The sequence below is a fragment of the Deinococcus aerolatus genome (genome assembly GCF_014647055.1).
In the GTDB taxonomy this organism is placed as follows: domain Bacteria; phylum Deinococcota; class Deinococci; order Deinococcales; family Deinococcaceae; genus Deinococcus; species Deinococcus aerolatus.
The window spans coordinates 1-14,729 of sequence record NZ_BMOL01000020.1 but is presented as its reverse complement, the minus strand read 5'-3'; the positions used below and the strand labels follow the sequence as shown (position 1 = coordinate 14,729).

18 protein-coding genes and 1 rRNA gene are annotated in these 14,729 nt (G+C 68.8%); 8 read left to right on the top strand and 11 right to left on the bottom strand.

Translation table 11 applies throughout. The features are described from left to right. Nucleotides 1-146 precede the first annotated feature (146 nt). Nucleotides 147-1,181: a peptidylprolyl isomerase gene (locus IEY31_RS15750; protein ID WP_188973708.1), complete on the bottom strand. Its 1,035-nt coding sequence runs from the start codon at nt 1,179-1,181 to the stop codon at nt 147-149. Nucleotides 1,182-1,303: 122 nt separating this feature from the next. Between IEY31_RS15750 and IEY31_RS15745 the strand changes: the two genes are divergently transcribed. Next, nucleotides 1,304-2,386: a lipid II:glycine glycyltransferase FemX gene (locus tag IEY31_RS15745; protein ID WP_188973706.1), complete on the top strand. Its 1,083-nt coding sequence runs from the start codon at nt 1,304-1,306 to the stop codon at nt 2,384-2,386. A 55-nt stretch (nt 2,387-2,441) separates the two neighbouring features. Here IEY31_RS15745 and IEY31_RS15740 read toward each other — a convergent pair whose 3' ends face one another. From IEY31_RS15740 to rpsP, 5 genes are all read right to left on the bottom strand, one after another. Next, nucleotides 2,442-3,047, bottom strand: coding sequence for an LON peptidase substrate-binding domain-containing protein (locus IEY31_RS15740; RefSeq protein WP_188973704.1), 606 nt, complete (start codon nt 3,045-3,047; stop codon nt 2,442-2,444). Nucleotides 3,048-3,125: 78 nt separating this feature from the next. Further along, a complete protein-coding gene (gene trmD, locus IEY31_RS15735) occupies nt 3,126-3,938 on the bottom strand; it encodes a tRNA (guanosine(37)-N1)-methyltransferase TrmD (protein ID WP_188973702.1) in 813 nt (270 codons plus the stop codon). A 7-nt stretch (nt 3,939-3,945) separates the two neighbouring features. After that, complete coding sequence (gene rimM / locus IEY31_RS15730; protein WP_188973700.1) at nt 3,946-4,515, bottom strand: ribosome maturation factor RimM; 570 nt, start codon at nt 4,513-4,515, stop codon at nt 3,946-3,948. 2 nt (nt 4,516-4,517) lie between these two features. Further along, nucleotides 4,518-4,757 (bottom strand): KH domain-containing protein, encoded by a 240-nt coding sequence (locus tag IEY31_RS15725; RefSeq protein ID WP_188973698.1) that lies wholly within the window; start codon nt 4,755-4,757, stop codon nt 4,518-4,520. A 100-nt stretch (nt 4,758-4,857) separates the two neighbouring features. Next, nucleotides 4,858-5,106 (bottom strand): 30S ribosomal protein S16, encoded by a 249-nt coding sequence (gene rpsP / locus IEY31_RS15720; protein ID WP_188973696.1) that lies wholly within the window; start codon nt 5,104-5,106, stop codon nt 4,858-4,860. Between the two features lie 307 nt (nt 5,107-5,413). On the opposite strand from rpsP, the gene IEY31_RS15715 reads away from it, so the two are divergent. The 3 genes from IEY31_RS15715 to tkt are packed head-to-tail and all read left to right on the top strand — an operon-like array spanning nt 5,414 to nt 8,603. After that, on the top strand, nt 5,414-6,115 hold the full coding sequence (locus tag IEY31_RS15715) for a phosphoribosyltransferase (RefSeq protein WP_188973694.1): 702 nt from the start codon (nt 5,414-5,416) through the stop codon (nt 6,113-6,115). A 38-nt stretch (nt 6,116-6,153) separates the two neighbouring features. Beyond that, entirely contained in the window at nt 6,154-6,567 is a 414-nt protein-coding gene (locus IEY31_RS15710; protein WP_188973692.1) for a GntR family transcriptional regulator, read from the top strand. Between the two features lie 53 nt (nt 6,568-6,620). Further along, nucleotides 6,621-8,603, top strand: a complete 1,983-nt coding sequence (gene tkt / locus IEY31_RS15705; RefSeq protein WP_188973690.1) for a transketolase — start codon at nt 6,621-6,623, stop codon at nt 8,601-8,603. A 109-nt stretch (nt 8,604-8,712) separates the two neighbouring features. Here tkt and IEY31_RS15700 read toward each other — a convergent pair whose 3' ends face one another. Both IEY31_RS15700 and IEY31_RS15695 read right to left on the bottom strand, forming a co-directional pair. Then, complete coding sequence (locus IEY31_RS15700) at nt 8,713-10,215, bottom strand: ABC transporter permease subunit (protein ID WP_188973688.1); 1,503 nt, start codon at nt 10,213-10,215, stop codon at nt 8,713-8,715. After that, nucleotides 10,212-11,156 carry a DMT family transporter gene (locus IEY31_RS15695; protein ID WP_188973686.1) on the bottom strand — a complete coding sequence of 315 codons (945 nt, stop codon included), beginning with the start codon at nt 11,154-11,156 and terminating at the stop codon, nt 10,212-10,214. Before IEY31_RS15695 ends, IEY31_RS15700 begins: the two co-directional genes overlap by 4 nt. Nucleotides 11,157-11,334: 178 nt before the next feature. On the opposite strand from IEY31_RS15695, the gene IEY31_RS15690 reads away from it, so the two are divergent. The 3 genes from IEY31_RS15690 (at nt 11,335) to IEY31_RS15680 (ending at nt 12,896) form a co-directional block, all read left to right on the top strand. After that, nucleotides 11,335-11,574 (top strand): hypothetical protein, encoded by a 240-nt coding sequence (locus tag IEY31_RS15690; protein WP_188973684.1) that lies wholly within the window; start codon nt 11,335-11,337, stop codon nt 11,572-11,574. Between the two features lie 110 nt (nt 11,575-11,684). Further along, nucleotides 11,685-12,332, top strand: a complete 648-nt coding sequence (locus IEY31_RS15685) for an SRPBCC family protein (RefSeq protein WP_188973682.1) — start codon at nt 11,685-11,687, stop codon at nt 12,330-12,332. 147 nt (nt 12,333-12,479) lie between these two features. Then, nucleotides 12,480-12,896: a methylglyoxal synthase gene (locus tag IEY31_RS15680; protein ID WP_188973680.1), complete on the top strand. Its 417-nt coding sequence runs from the start codon at nt 12,480-12,482 to the stop codon at nt 12,894-12,896. A gap of 12 nt (nt 12,897-12,908) precedes the next feature. Here the strand turns inward: IEY31_RS15680 and IEY31_RS15675 are convergent, their stop codons facing one another. Beyond that, nucleotides 12,909-13,532: a ComF family protein gene (locus IEY31_RS15675; protein WP_188973768.1), complete on the bottom strand. Its 624-nt coding sequence runs from the start codon at nt 13,530-13,532 to the stop codon at nt 12,909-12,911. A 5-nt stretch (nt 13,533-13,537) separates the two neighbouring features. Beyond that, nucleotides 13,538-14,062, bottom strand: coding sequence for a hypothetical protein (locus tag IEY31_RS15670; RefSeq protein WP_188973678.1), 525 nt, complete (start codon nt 14,060-14,062; stop codon nt 13,538-13,540). A 193-nt stretch (nt 14,063-14,255) separates the two neighbouring features. On the opposite strand from IEY31_RS15670, the gene IEY31_RS15665 reads away from it, so the two are divergent. Then, entirely contained in the window at nt 14,256-14,546 is a 291-nt protein-coding gene (locus tag IEY31_RS15665) for a hypothetical protein (protein ID WP_229723707.1), read from the top strand. A 116-nt stretch (nt 14,547-14,662) separates the two neighbouring features. Here IEY31_RS15665 and IEY31_RS15660 read toward each other — a convergent pair. Further along, nucleotides 14,663-14,729 (bottom strand): 16S ribosomal RNA (locus IEY31_RS15660); the annotation flags it as partial.

Here is a 14,729-nt window from a genome sequence, read left to right as displayed (position 1 = left end):
TCAGGGCAGGACAAGGCGATCCGGCACAAGCCCACCGGCACCTCTCTCCTGCGCACGGCCCACCCAACACGACAGGGAGGCTGTTCTGACGTTCAGAACAGCCTCTCTCATTTCAACCCTGCTCGGCGGGGAGACCGCCTGTGGGCCTATTCGGTGGCCGGCAGCGTCACCACATCCGGGAAGGACTCGGTGCTCAGGCGGGCAATCTGGGCGTCCAGATACTTCTGCGCGGCCTCGCCCGACAGCTGCTGGCGGATCAGCGGGGCGGCCTCGGCCAGCGGGGTCACGCCCGCGTCGGTGCGCTTGGTGACCACCAGAACGTGGTAGCCGAAATCCGACTTCACCGTCTGGACCTTGCCCACCGGCCCGGTGAAGCTGGCCTTGTCGAAGGTTTCCACCATCTGCCCCGGCCCGAAGCAGCCCAGATCGCCGCCCTGCGGGGCGCTGCCCGGGTCCTGGCTCTTCTCGGCGGCGATCTTGGCAAAGTCCGCGCCGCCTGCCAGATCCTTCACGATGGTGCTGGCCTCGGCCTCGGTGGGCACCAGGATGTGCTTGACGCAGGCCTCGGCCTCGCGCGTCAGCTTGCTGCGGTTCAGCTGGTAGTACCCGGCCACCACGGCGTCGCCGAACTTGAAGCGGTCCCGAATGCTTTCCAGGTAGGCGTTGATCAGCGCCTGCCGCCCCAGCTCGGCGCGCAGGTCGTCAGGCGTGCTGTAGCCGGTGGCCGCCAGCGCCTCGGAAAACGCCTCGTCGGTCTCGAAGTTGCCGCGGGCGTCCTCAAACTGCTTGTCCACAGCGGCCTGATCCACCTTGGCCCGCGACTGGGCCAGCTGAGTCACCGCGCGGTCCCGCAGGAACTGTTTGAGGAAATCCGGACGGGCCTCGGCGAACTCGGCCAGGTAGGCGTCCTCGAAGGGAATGCCCTGGGCATTGACCACGCGGGCGGCGGCGACGCGGAAGGCCCGGTCAAAGTCCGCCAGGGTGTAGGTCTGATCGCCCACCTTGCCCACCACAGCCGCCGGATCGCCGGTGCTGACCGGCGCGGCGGGAGAAGCGGCCGGGGTAACGGGCGCCAGGGCAGCAGGCGCTGGGGTGGTGGGGGCCGGCGCCGGGGCAGGCGGGGCCGTCTGGGCCAGGGCGACGCCGCCGAGCAGCGCCAGGGTCAGCAGGATTTTCTTCACGTCCGGCAGTTTAGCCTGCACGGCGATGAGGGATGGTGGCAAAGGGCAAAGACCGCGGGCCACCGGCCCCATGCCGAGCAACTGAACGGTGGGGAACCGCCGCCCCTGCTACAATCCGCCCCGTGCGCCTGAAGCTCCTGGAAACCACCGATCCGCGCGTCTATGACGACGCCGTGCGGCAGATGCCGATCACCAGCGCCCTGCAGGGCTGGGGCTACGGCGAGGCGCGGCGGGTGCTGGGGCAGACGCCCATGCGCTACCTGATTGTGGGCGAGGCGGGGCGCACGGTGGGCGCCCTGCAACTGCTGCGTAAACGGCTGGTGCCGGGTTTCAGCACGCTGTACGCGCCGCGCGGCCCGGCGCTGGAAAGCCTGGACCTGCTGCCCGCCGTGGCCGAGGCCGTGCGGGCGGTGGCCAGACCCACCGACGCGATCCTGAAGATCGAGCCGCCGGTGCCGATCACTGCTGGGCCGCTGCCCGCCGACGCCAGCACGGAGATTCCGCAAAGCTACGGGCCCTTCCGCCGCGCCGAGTCCGAGCAGCCCGAACACACCATCCTGGCGGACCTGGGCCGCAGCGAGGACGAGCTGTTCGCCGGCCTGCACAGCATGGCCCGCCGCAACGTCCGCACCGCGCAGAAAATGGGCGTGGTGGCGGGCCGCGACGACGACTTCGACGCCTTCTGGGAGATCTTTACCGCCACCAACGAGCGGGCCAGGCTGGGCGCGTACCCCCGCGCGTACTACGAGACCCTGCTGCGCGAAGGCAATGCCCAAGGCGGCGAGGCGTACATCGTGCTGGCGCGCCACGGCGGCAAGGCGCTGGCCGGGGGCTTTTTTCTGGGCATGGGCACCGGCACGTATTACCTGTTCGGCGGCAGCGTGCGCGACGACCGCGTGGATGAGGCGGGCAAGCCCCTGAAAGACAGCAAGGCCCCCGACGCCTTCTACTGGAACGCCATGCTGGACGCCAGGGAACGCGGGTATACCCTGTTCGACTTCTGGGGCATTCCGCGCGTTCTGGACGAGGAAAAGCACTCGTTCGGCGTGTTCAAGATGAAGCTGAAGTTCAGCGAGCAGCGGGCGTGGTACCCGGCCTACGATCTGCCGCTCAATGCCGCCGCCCCCGCCATCGTCAAGGCGCTGCGCTGGCGCAAGACCCAGAACAACAAACGCAAGCGTGGCAGCGCCGAAGACGTGCTGTAAAACCCTTCCATCCCTGCCGCTCTCACCGCCTCTCTCTTTCCTACACAGGGGGCTTTCAGTTCATCAGCTTCATGTCGCGTGGAACTGCGCCCAGCAGCACGTCCAGGCGGCCCAGCAGGCCAGGAGCGCACAGGGCGGCCTCGCGGTCCTGACCGCCCAGGCCCGGCAGCAGGTTGGCGGCAAAACTGGCCAGCAGCATGGGGTCTTCCGGCGCGTTGGCGCGGATCAGGTCGGCGTCGGTGGGGCGCAGGCGCAGCAGGTCGCTCAGCAGCTTGCGGGCACTGGCCTGCACGATGTCCTGCTGATCGGCGGGGGCGCTTTCCAGCGGCCACAGCCTGACCTCGGCACTCAGGTAGGGATGGCCGAAATCGAAGTCCTGTACCGTGAAGCGCTCGCCGCCGACCACGACGATGGTGCTGGTGCCGTCCTCGTGCGTCTCGGCCTGCTGCAGGTGCGCCAGCGTGCCCACCCGGGAGACCCGCTCGTGAAACGGCGCGCTTCCCTCTTCCGACATGTCGACGATCTGCACGATGCCGAACGGCTCACCGCTGGCCTGCGTGTCCGCGACCAGCGCGCGGTACCGCTGCTCGAAGACGTACAGGGGCAGCACCACACCTGGGAACAACACCAGGTTGGGCAGGGGAAACAGGGGAACGGTCATCTGAAGCTCATGCTGCGCCCGTTCCAGAGGCGCGACTTGAGCGCAACCCACAATAAAACCGTGAAAAAGCGTTGCCCTCTATTCAGGTTGTTCGCTGACGACAATGTTTTTCCTGCGCCGCGCCCGTCGGGGCGCTGGGGGTGGCGGCGCATTCCAGGCCTGCAACTGCTGCGCCGCCACCCCCAGCGCCAGCAAGGTCAGGGTGTCCTGCGGCGTCAGCCTCGCCGCCATCAGCAGGTCGGGGCGGCGTTCCAGCGTCCGCCGCAGCGCCTGCTCGCGCCGCCAGAGCGCCACCGCGCCGTGGTTGCCGCCGCGCAGAACCTCCGGCACCCCCTGGCCGCGCCATTCGGGCGGGCGGGTGTATTCGGGATAGTCCAGCAGGCCGCTGCTGAAGCTATCGGTGCGGTGCGATTCCGGATCGCCAATCACCCCGGGCAGCAGCCGGGCCACCGCCTCCAGCACGCAGGCTGCCGCCGCCTCGCCGCCCATCATCACGAAATCGCCGATGCTCAGCTCGCGGGTCACCAGGCCCTCGGTGCGGGCATCGAAGCCCTCGTAGCGCCCACACAGAAACACCAGATGGCTCTTGCCCGCCAATTCCTCGGCCACCGCCTGCGTGAAGGGCGGCCCCGCCGGGCTCAGCAGGATCACCTCGTCCGCGGGCGGCAGGCTTGAGAGCGCCCGCTCGGCCACGTCCACCCGGATCACCATGCCCGCGCCGCCGCCGTAGGGCGTGTCGTCCACCTTGTGGTGCCGGTTGTCCGAGAAATCGCGCAGCTGCACCAGATTCACGTCCAGCAGCCCGCGCTGCCTGGCCCGGCCGATAATCGCCTCGCCGGCAAAGGGGGCCAGCAGTTCGGGAAACAGCGTTAAAAAGGAGAAGGTCAGCATGACGGCTTCAAGTGTCGGCCCCCTCCGGTTCGTCTGGCTCGTCCGCCTCACCCAGCAGCCCCTCGGGCGCGTCGGCCGTCAGCGACAGCGACTGGGGCCGCCGCCGGGCATTCAGGTGGACGGTGACATACGGCGCCTGCAGGGGAAGCAGCGCCTCGCCCCCGTCATGCGTCACCACCAGCAGGTCCTGATGCCCGGCGTCCAGCACGTCTTTCACGGTTCCCAGCTCTGTGCCCTGCGCGTCACTGAGGGTCAGGCCGCGCAATTCGTGAAAGTAGTACACGCCGTCCTCGGGCGTGGGCAGTTCATCGTCGGCAGCGTAAACGTTCAGGCCGCGCAGCGCCTCGGCTCCCTCGCGCGTGGACAGGCCCGCCAGTTGCAGCGCCACGCCGGGGGCCAGCTGGGTGGTCCGCACCACCTTGAGCCAGCCGCGTCCTTCCACATACACGCGCCGCAGCGTCCTGAACTGCGCCGCGTCCCCCAGGACGTAAACCTTGACCCCGCCCTGGACGCCGTGCGGCCCCAAGAAGTGGCCCAGGCGGGTGATCTCGGTGCCTGCGGTGTTCGCGTCGGTCACGCTCAACCCTTGCGCGGGGCGTCCAGATCGACGTTCACGCGCTCGCGGGGATCGCTGGCGGCGCGCACCAGCGTGCGAATGGCCTGGATCACGCGGCCCTGGCGGCCGATCAGGCGGCCCTCCTCGCCGGGGGCGACGCGCACCATCACGGTGGGTCCGCGCTTGGACACACGCACCAGCGACGGCTGATCCACCACGCTTTGCGCCAGGAACAGGGTCAGGTCAGTCGGATCGCTCTTCATGGCGTGCATTCTAGAGGCCCGGCCGTGACGGCAGGCTGACAGGCCGCACACCCCACGGAAAGAGGCCCCCGCAGGAGCCTCATTTCCGGAAACGCTGGGGTCAGGAGAACTTGACGCCCTGCGACTTCAGCAGGCGGCGGGCGGTGTCGGTGGGCTGGGCCCCGACGCCGAGCCAGTACTGGGCGCGGTCCACGTGGACCTTCAGGTAGTTCTCGGAGGTCTTGCGGGGATCGTAGTGCCCCAGGTTCTCGATGTAGCCGCCGTCGCGGGCGACACGGCTGTCGGTCACGACAATGCGGTAGTGGGGGTTATGGGTGGAACCGAAGCGGGACAGGCGAATCTTGACCATGATGGAAAACCTCTGATTTACTCGGTGATTTTGAAGGTGTTGCACCCGCAAGGATGGCGGGGATCATACGGGCCGACAGCAGCCAACCGGGCCGCGCACCGAAGCAGAGTATCAAAGCCGGGGATGAGAAGGCAAGGGGCCGTTGCCACAGACCGGTGCAGACACCATCTTCTGCGCCCTCCTGCCTTCTGCGCCTTTCTGCGCCACCCGCCCATCCCTGAAGCCGCCGTGAACGCCCGGTCAAGACCCCTCAAGCCAAATGTGGTCCGGCACCGCCCACGCTTCCCCAGGATAAAAGGGAGGTGCCATGGCCCAACTCCCTTTCCACAATCGCAAGGATGCCGGACGGCAGCTTGGCACCCACCTGGGTGGCCTGCATCCCTGGCCGCGCAGCGTGGTGCTCGGACTGCCCCGCGGCGGCGTGCCGGTGGCCGCCGGGGTGGCCCATGCCCTGGGCGCTCCGCTGGACGTGCTGGTGGTCCGTAAGCTGGGCCTGCCGGGGCACGGGGAGGTGGCGATGGGGGCCATCGCGCCGGGCGGCGTGCGAGTTCTGAACGACGCGCTGGTGCGCCGGATGAGCCTGTCGGCGCAGGCCATCGCCGACGCCGAGGCGCATGAGGAGGCCGAGCTGATCCGCCGTGAGGCGCAGTACCGGGCGGGCCGCCCTCCCCTGACCCTGGGCGGCTACACTGCGCTGATCGTCGACGATGGTGTGGCAACGGGATTTACCCTGCGGGCGGCGCTGCGGGCAGTGCGGGCACTGGCCCCCGCCCGCGTGGCCGTCGCCGTGCCGGTGGCCCCGCCCGAAATCTGCCGCGGGCTCCAGGGACTGGCCGATGAGGTGATCTGCCTGTGGACCCCGCTCCACTTCCACGCGGTGGGACAGTTCTACCGCGATTTTGCCCAGACGACGGACGCCGAGGTCCGCACCTGCCTGGAACACTCAGCAGGCCCACACCCCGCCGCCCGGATGCCCGACACCGGCCCCTCCACAGAAAAGGAGGCATGAAGATGCCGCATCCCGCCGCAGGACACACTGGGACTTCCATGAATGAGACCCCACACCGACACGCCGAACTGCTGGGGCTGCTGGCCAGCCAGGTGGGCGCCGGCGGCGAATTGCCGGTGTACCTTCAACTGCGCCGGGCACTGACGCGGGCCATTCAGGACGGTCAGCTGCGGCCCGGCGACGCCCTGCCTGCCGTGCGCGCGGTGGCGGCGGCGCTGGGGCTGGCCCCCAACACGGTGGCCAAGACCTACGCCCTGCTTCAGGACGACGGCCTGACCGAGAACCGCGCCGGGGCGGGAACGCGGGTCCTGGCCGGTGACCCGGCGGGGCCGCAGGGTGGGCTGACGGAGCTGCGGCGGCTGGTGCAGGGGCTGAGGGCCGCCGGGATCAGCGATGAGGAAGTGCGGGCCGCCGTCGAAGACGGACTGACCGAGAGGACGCTGCCCAGGTAACTGCCCGTAAGTGTACTTGGTACACAATCGGCGCACAGGGTAGGATGGACGCCATGACGCCAGCCACCTCAACCGGTCCCGCACAGCTCAGCATCAACACCATCCGCACGCTGTCCATTGACGGCGTGCAGGCCGCCAACAGCGGGCATCCCGGCGCGCCGCTGGGCATGGCCCCGATGGCCTACGTGATCTGGCAGGACTTCCTGCGCCACAACCCCGGCAACCCCCAGTGGCCGGGCCGCGACCGCTTCGTGCTGTCGGCAGGTCACGCCAGCATGCTGATCTACAGCCTGCTGCACCTGACCGGCTATGACATGCCGCTGCAGGAGCTCAGGGATTTCCGCAAGTGGGGCAGCAAGACGCCCGGCCACCCGGAGTTCTTTCACACGCCGGGGCTGGACGCCACCACCGGGCCGCTGGGGCAGGGCGCGGCCATGACCGTGGGCATGGCGATGGCCGAGCGCCACCTGGCCGCGCAGTACAACCGCGAGGGCTTCGAGATCTTCGACAACTACACCTACAGCGTCATGGGCGACGGCGACCTGCAGGAAGGCGTGAACCATGAGTCCGCCGCGCTGGCCGGGCACCTCAAGCTGGGCAAACTGATCTGGTTCCACGACGACAACCGCATTCAGCTGGACACCGCCACCGAGAAGGCCGAATCCGAAGACACCGCCGAGCGCTACCGCTCCTACGGCTGGGAGGTGCTAAAGGTCGAGGACGGCAACAACCTGGAAGAAATCCGCGCGGCGATCATCAACGCCCGCAACAACACCTCGCAGCCCACGCTGATTCAGGTGCGGACCATCATCGGCTTTGGCAGCCCCCGCGCCGGCACCAGCAAGGCGCACGGCGAGGCGCTGGGCAAAGACGGCGTGGCCGCCACCAAGGCCGCGCTGGGCTGGGACTATCCCCCGTTCACCGTGCCGGACGAGGTGGCCACGCACATGGACGCCCGCGAACGCGGCGCGCAGCAGGAACAGCAGTGGCAGGCCCTGATGGACCGCTACCGCGCGGCGCACCCTGACCTGGGGCAGCAGGTGGACGCGCTGCTGGCCCGCGAGCTGCCCGCCAACCTGGAGGACAGCCTGCCGAAGTACGAGGTGGGCAGCAAGGCCATGGCCACCCGCAACGCCAGCGGCGAGGCCATCAACGCGCTGGCGGCGGTGGTGCCGGGACTGATGGGCGGCAGCGCGGACCTGTCGGGCAGCACCAAGACCACCATTCAGGACGGCGGGGTACTGAACCATGACCACTACGCCGGACGCAACGTCTACTTCGGCGTGCGCGAGTTCGGCATGGCCGCCGCTGCCAACGGCCTCTCGCTGTACGGCGGCGTGCGCCCGCTGGTGGGCACCTTCCTGGTGTTTGCCGATTACCTCAAGCCCGCCTTCCGCCTGTCGGCCATTCAGATGCAGCCGGTGACCTACGTGCTGACCCACGACAGCATCGGGCTGGGCGAGGACGGCCCCACCCACCAGCCGATTGACCAGTTGGCCATGCTGCGCGCCGTGCCGGGAGCGCACGTCATCCGGCCCGCCGACGCCAACGAAACCGCTCTGGCATGGCAGATGGCGCTGGAATACGAGAATGGACCGACCGCACTGGCCCTGTCCCGCCAGGACCTGCGGATTCTGCCGCGCAACGCGGAAGGCATGAAGAAGGGCGCGTACACCGTGCGGGACGCCGAGAACCCCGCCGTGATCCTGGTGGCCAGCGGCTCTGAGGTGGGACTGGCGCTGGACGCCGCCGAGGCGCTGGGCCAGCAAGGCACCGCCGTCCGCGTGGTGTCGATGCCATGCATGGAAATCTTCCGCGAGCAGGACCGGGGCTACCGCGACAGCGTGCTGACCCCCGGCGTCAGGCGGGTGGCCATCGAGGCCGCCGCCAAGTCCCCCTGGTACGAGTGGGTGGGTCTGGACGGCGCGGTGATCGGCATGGACACCTTCGGGGCCAGCGCCCCCGCCGAAATCCTGTTCGAGAAGTTCGGCTTCAGCGTGGAGAACGTGGTGAAGGTGGTCAAGAGCATTCTCTGAGCGCCGTCTCCGCACAGAAACTCCCCCGGCGTGATGCTGGGGGAGTTTTGAGTTTGGGACGAGGGGAATGGCCACGCAATGGCTCCGCAGACGCCGGCAAAGCGGCCGCTTACCGCCCGCGCCGCCGCATCACGCCGCGTTCCAGCCCGGTGATGACCGCGTAGATCAGCACGCCGAAGAGAATCAGCAGGGCGATGGCGGCGAACTGCGCGGCCTTGTTCTGGTAGGTGCCGGCCACCTGCACCGCCAGCCCCAGCCCCTTCTGGTTGGCGTCCACGAATTCCCAGACCACCGCGCCGATCAGGGCGAGGCTGGCGGCCAGCCGCAGGCCGCCCAGCATTACCGGCAGGGCGCCGGGCAGTTCCAGCCGCGTCAGGCGTTGCAGCGCGGTGGCCTGCAGGCTGCCGAACAGCTCGTAGAAGGTGCGGTCCACCTCGCGCACGCCGACCAGGGTGGCAATCATGATCGGGTACAGGGCGCTCAGGGCCGACACCACCACTGCCGGCACGAAGCCGAAGCCCAGCCACGACACCAGCAGCGGCGCGAGAATCACGATGGGCGTGCTTTGCGCGGCAATGATAAACGGGCTGAAGAACCGCTCCAGCGGCCGGAACTTCGCCAGCGGGTAGCCAATGATCACCCCCACCAGACCGCCGATCACCAGCCCCGCCAGCGCCGTGCGGGCCGTGACCCAGAAGGCGGCGGCCAGCTCCGGGAAGGTGGTGGTCAGCTCGCGCCACACAGCGGTGGGCGTGGGCAGCAGGAACGGCTGGTTCAGGCGGGTGGCGGCCAGATGCCAGCCCAGCAGGCCCAGCGCGATGGCGGCCAGCGGCAGCAGCCCCGACAGGCTCAGGCGCTCGCGGGGGGGCGTGCGCAGGCGGGTGCTGTCACCGGTGCCCAGCACGCCGCGCAGGTGCGCTTCCAGGCCGTCGGTGTAGGCGCTGACCCGGCCCTCGCCGCGCGTGTCCAGAACCTCCACGATCCTGCCGTCGCGCAGCACGGCCACCCGGTCGGCCAGCCACACCGCCTCGCGGATGGAGTGGGTGACCAGCACGGTGGTGCGCCCGGTCTTCTCATGCAGGTGCCGCAGCTCGTCGTTGAAGCGCTCGCGCACCAGGGCGTCCAGCGCGGCGAAGGGTTCGTCCAGCAGCAGCACGTCGCCGCTCTGCGCCAGCGCGCGGGCCAGCGCCACCCGCGCCCGCATGCCGCCCGACAGGTGCGCCGGGAAGTAGCCCGCATAGGCGTCCATGCCCACCAGATGCAGCGCCTCTTTCGGGGGTAGCCCTCCCCCGGCCCCCAGGTCGGCTGGCAGGGCCACGTTCCGCAGGGCCGTGCGCCACGGCAGCAGGCGGTAGTCCTGGAACACCAGCGCCGGGACCGACCCCACGCGCACCGTGCCCGACAGCGGCCGGAGCAGCCCGGCGATCACCCGCAGCAGCGTGCTCTTGCCGCCGCCGCTGGGACCGATCAGCGCCAGGAACTCGCCGCGGCGCACGTCCAGCGTCACGCCGCTCAGGACCGTCTCGCCGCCCAGGCGCACGCTCACGTCCTCCAGCACGATGGGCGCGTCGGCAGGCGGGGCAGGCGGCTGTTCGGCAGCGGGGGCGCTCATGTTTCCGCTGCCCCCTGTGTGGCCTGTGCGGGCAGTGGGGCAGGCCGTCTGGGGCGGCCCAGCGTGTTGACCAGCACCACCCCGGCCACCGCCACCGCGCCGCCCAGCAGCGTGACCGGCCGGGGCAGCTCGCCCAGCCACACCAGCGCGATCACGATGGCCAGCACCGGGCTGACGTACAGAAACGACGTGGTGGTGCTGGCCGGCACCCGTGACAGCGCAAACGTCCAGGTCAGGTACGCCAGCGCCGAGGGAAACAGCCCCAGGTAGATCAGGGCCAGATGGGCCGACACGGGCGCGGCCCGCAGCTCACCCATGAAACCCGGCAGGAAGACCAGCATGGGCAGGGTGCCCAGCAGCAGCGACCAGACCGTGAAGTGCAGTGGATTCATGCGCCGCAGCAGCGGTTTCTGAAACACAAAGTAGATGCTGGTAAACAGCGCCGCGCCCAGAATCAGCAGCGCCCCCTGCGTGAAGCTGACCCCCTGCCCGCTGCCCAGCACGATCAGCGTGACGCCGCCCAGACTGGTCAGGGTGCCCAGCCAGCCCAGCAGGTTCAGCCGCTCGCCTCCGAAACGCGTGGCCAGCAGCGCCGTGATCACCGGGCCTGCCGCAATGATCAGGCTGGCGGTTCCGGCCGGCACGCTGACCTCGCCGTAATTCAGCAGGACGTGGTACAGCGTGATGCCCATGAAGCTCAGGCCGAAGATACGCGCCAGATCCCCGGCGCTGGGCAGCGGAATGCGCGTGACCAGCGCGTACACGCCCAGCGCCAGGCCCGCCACCAGAAAGCGGTACAGCGTCAGGTGCCCCGGCGAGAACGCCTCCAGGCCAGCCCGGATGCCCGCGAAGGCCGAGGCCCAGAACACGATGGTCACCAGGATGGCCGTCAACGACAGGGGATCCAGACCTTCAGGACGCGGGGAGGCGGCAGCGCTCATACATCCGTCAGGGTAGAGCATGCGGCGGGTGACGGGGGGAGTCCACCCCCTTATGTCGCGTTCCTCCCGGTCCAACCAGAGCCACCCTCAGATCAACCCCAGGTCAAGGTCTGCACACCTCCCGCCGCCGGGTTTGCGCGACCATGGCCCAGACACAATTTCAGGAGGGCTTTACATCATGGGAGAGGGAAAACCCACCACGTCCAGCACGCCCGGCGCTCCGGCTCCGGATGCCATCAGCACGCCCATCGACATGGACACCCATCAGGGCGGCGCGGCCAGCAGCTACGGGGCCAACACCAACCTCGACGCGCACCTGGAGGGGGGTCCGGCCACCGCAGCGGACCGCGCTGCCACCGACGAGATCGAGCAGCAGCATGAGCAGCAGGGGACGCCTGCGCCTGACCCCAGGCCCTGAAGTTCCGGCGGGTTCAGGAGCCGCCTGGCCGGCGCATATTCTGGATTGGTTTACCTTTCACGGCCCCCCCGCGCCCAACCCTTAGACTGCCGGTTATCGGAGGATCAACCATGACAAAAACAGAAGACAGTGGAATGGACCAGACCCGCATGATCAGCGGAGCAGCCGGCGGCGCCCTGCTGCTGATGGGCCTGCGCAAGCGCGGCGTGCTGGGCCTGGGCATGGCTGCGGTGGGCAGCTACCTGGCCTACCGCGCGGCCACCGGCAATGACCCGGTGATGGCCGCAGTTGGCGGCGGCGGCGCGGCGGCCTCCAAGCCCATTTTCGTGGAGCACAGCGTGGTTATCGACCGGCCCACCCAGGCCGTTTACGACTACTGGCGCAAGCTGGAAAATCTGCCCCAGATCATGAGCCATCTGGAAAGCGTCACCGAGCTGGACGAGAAGCGCAGCCGCTGGGTGGCCAAGGCTCCGCTGGGCACCCATGTCGAGTGGGAAGCCGAGATCGTCAACGACAAGCCGGGCCAGCGCATCGGCTGGCACTCGCTGCCGGGCGCAACCGTAGACAACGCGGGCAGCGTGCAGTTCGAGGAACTGCCCAACGGCGGAACCCGCGTGCATGTGGCCCTCAGCTACCGCCCGCCGGCTGGCCCACTGGGCGCCGCCGTGGCCAAACTGTTCGGCGAGGAACCCAGCCAGCAGATCGCTGAGGACCTGCAGAAGTTCAAGGCCGCCTTTGAGGGCAGTGCCAAGAACTGAGCCGAATTCTGAGCTGAGAGGGGCCGGGGCAAATGTGCTCCGGCCTTTTCGTGTCCCCGGCTGTCTCTCGATTCTGTTTTAGTTGTGTTGAGAGACGCCGATTGTCAGAGTGTGTGGCCCATGACGACCCCGTGACACAATGGCCCAATGACCGCACCGCTCCCCACCCCTTCAGGCACCCGGCAGGTGGCGCTGATCGCGCATGACAAGAAGAAGCTGGAACTGGCGATGTTCGTGCTGGCCCACCGCGAGGTCCTGTCGCGCTTTCATCTGGTCGCCACCGGAACCACCGGGGCCATCCTGCACAAGCAGACCGGGCTGGAGGTCGAGCGGGTCCTGTCCGGGCCGCTGGGCGGAGACCAGCAGATCGGCGCGCGGCTTGCCGAGGAGCGCGTGATGGCCGTCTTCTTCTTCCGCGACCCGCTGACAGCCCAGCCCCATGAACCGGATGTCAGCGCGCTGGTGCGCCTGTGCGACGTTCACGACATTCCACTGGCCACCAACCCCGCCAGCGCCCAGGCCCTGATGCTGTGGCTGCGTGAGCAGAGCGGCCCTCCAACCTGAGCCGCCTCACCCTCACCGGGCAACCACCGCGACATACACCTCCGCCGCGCCCGCCGCGTGCAGGGCATCCTGGCAGGCCAGTAGGGTGCTTCCAGACGTCATCACATCATCCAGGAGCAGCAGCGGGCCAGACGGCAGTCGACCGGGCCTGACCGCGAATGCTCCGGCCATCTCGTGGCGCCCGGCGGCCTGCTGCCGAGCCTGCTGATGGGTGGCGCGGGTGCGCCGCAGCGCATCTACGCACGGCACCCCCAGCTGACGGGCCACCTCGCGGGCCAACAGTTCGGCCTGGTTGTAGCCGCGCTGGCGCTGCCGGGAGGGATGCAGCGGCACCGGCACCACCGCGCCCACGCCCCACTCGGGTGGAACGCCCGCTGCCAGCGCCTCCCCCAGCACACCTGCCAGATCCCGCGCTCCACCGAATTTCAGGGCGCGGACGGCCCGGCGCCCCACGCCCTGGTACCGGCCCAGCGTCACCAGATGCGGCTCTGGTCGAGGCCGCAGCGGACTGTGGGACTCGACACGTGCCGTCAACCCAGCCCGGCAGGCACGGCACAAGCCCGCCTCGGTGCCCAGCTGTGCGCCGCAACCGGGACAGGCACGGGGCAGCAGGGTCCGCCACAGGCTGGCCAGCATTCCGTTCAAACCACGCCCACAGCGGCCAATTCGTCCAGAAACAGTGGGGGGGTGGTGTCCTCAATCCGCTGCCACGCCCGCGACAGCCCGTCCGGGTCCAGCATCGGGACGGCCAGGGTCAGGCAGGCCAGATGATGGGCGCAGACCTGCTGCACCCCGGCCTCGCCCAGCCGCGCACGTTCGCTGTGCGTCAGCAACGCGGCGAAGGCGTCCGGGCGGCCCAGTGCCGGATGGCTGCCCTCGCGGATGGCGGCGCGCAGGAAGGCCGCGACCTCGGCAGGATTAAGCCAGAAGCCGAACATCAGGGTGTCGGACAGCCTGTCCAGCCGGCGCATACGCCCCGCGTCCAGCCCCTGCTTGATCAGACCACGGGCCAGGTCCTGCCGCTCGATACGCGTGGAGGCGTAGGCGGGCAGGCTCAGCTGCTCACCGTCCGGCGCGACCCGTCCGCCCACCGCCGCACGCAACCGGTAAGCCAGCACGTAGCCCTGATACTCGCGCAACAGCTCCGACACCGGAAGACCGCCCATAAGGGCAGTTTAACGAAGACAAGGGAGATGGCATGGTGATGTTTGCGCGGTTGAGAAGATTCAACCCGCATGGCACCGGGGCGCAGTTGTCTATCCAACAGGGGCATCTGCGGGACAATCGGCGCAGCCTTTGCTGCGTAGGCTGAGGGACCTTCACTCAAGACAATCAAGCGGGCAACAGCCCAGAGGAGCAGTGAACCAGACGATGCATCTGCTGAGGCAGGCCCATACATTTGAGTACCGCACGGCCAGCGGCCTGAACGGTGAGGCCACGGCGGACCTCTGGATCACGGTGGGCGGGAGCCGCGCTGTGCTGGTGCTGCGCGGCTGTCCGGTTGGTCACGCCTCCGCGGCCATGAACACGCTGCACCAGACGTGGCTACCCTATCTGCTGCGCCCGGACACGCAAATGCTGGCCCTCGCTCTGCATCCCCACACTCGGGGGGTCAAGGCCCGCGCACTGGTCCTGCCCTTAAGCGCCTGAGTCCACCGTCACACCGTCAGCCGATTGGGCGCAGCACCAAACGAGAAAGCGCCCCGGAACCATCATGGTTCCGGGGCGCTGAAGGACGCTTCTGGTGTTGAGTAATGTGACCTGTAAAAGGAGGTGATCCAACCGCACCTTCCGGTACAGTTACCTTGTTACGACTTCACCCCAGTCATGAAC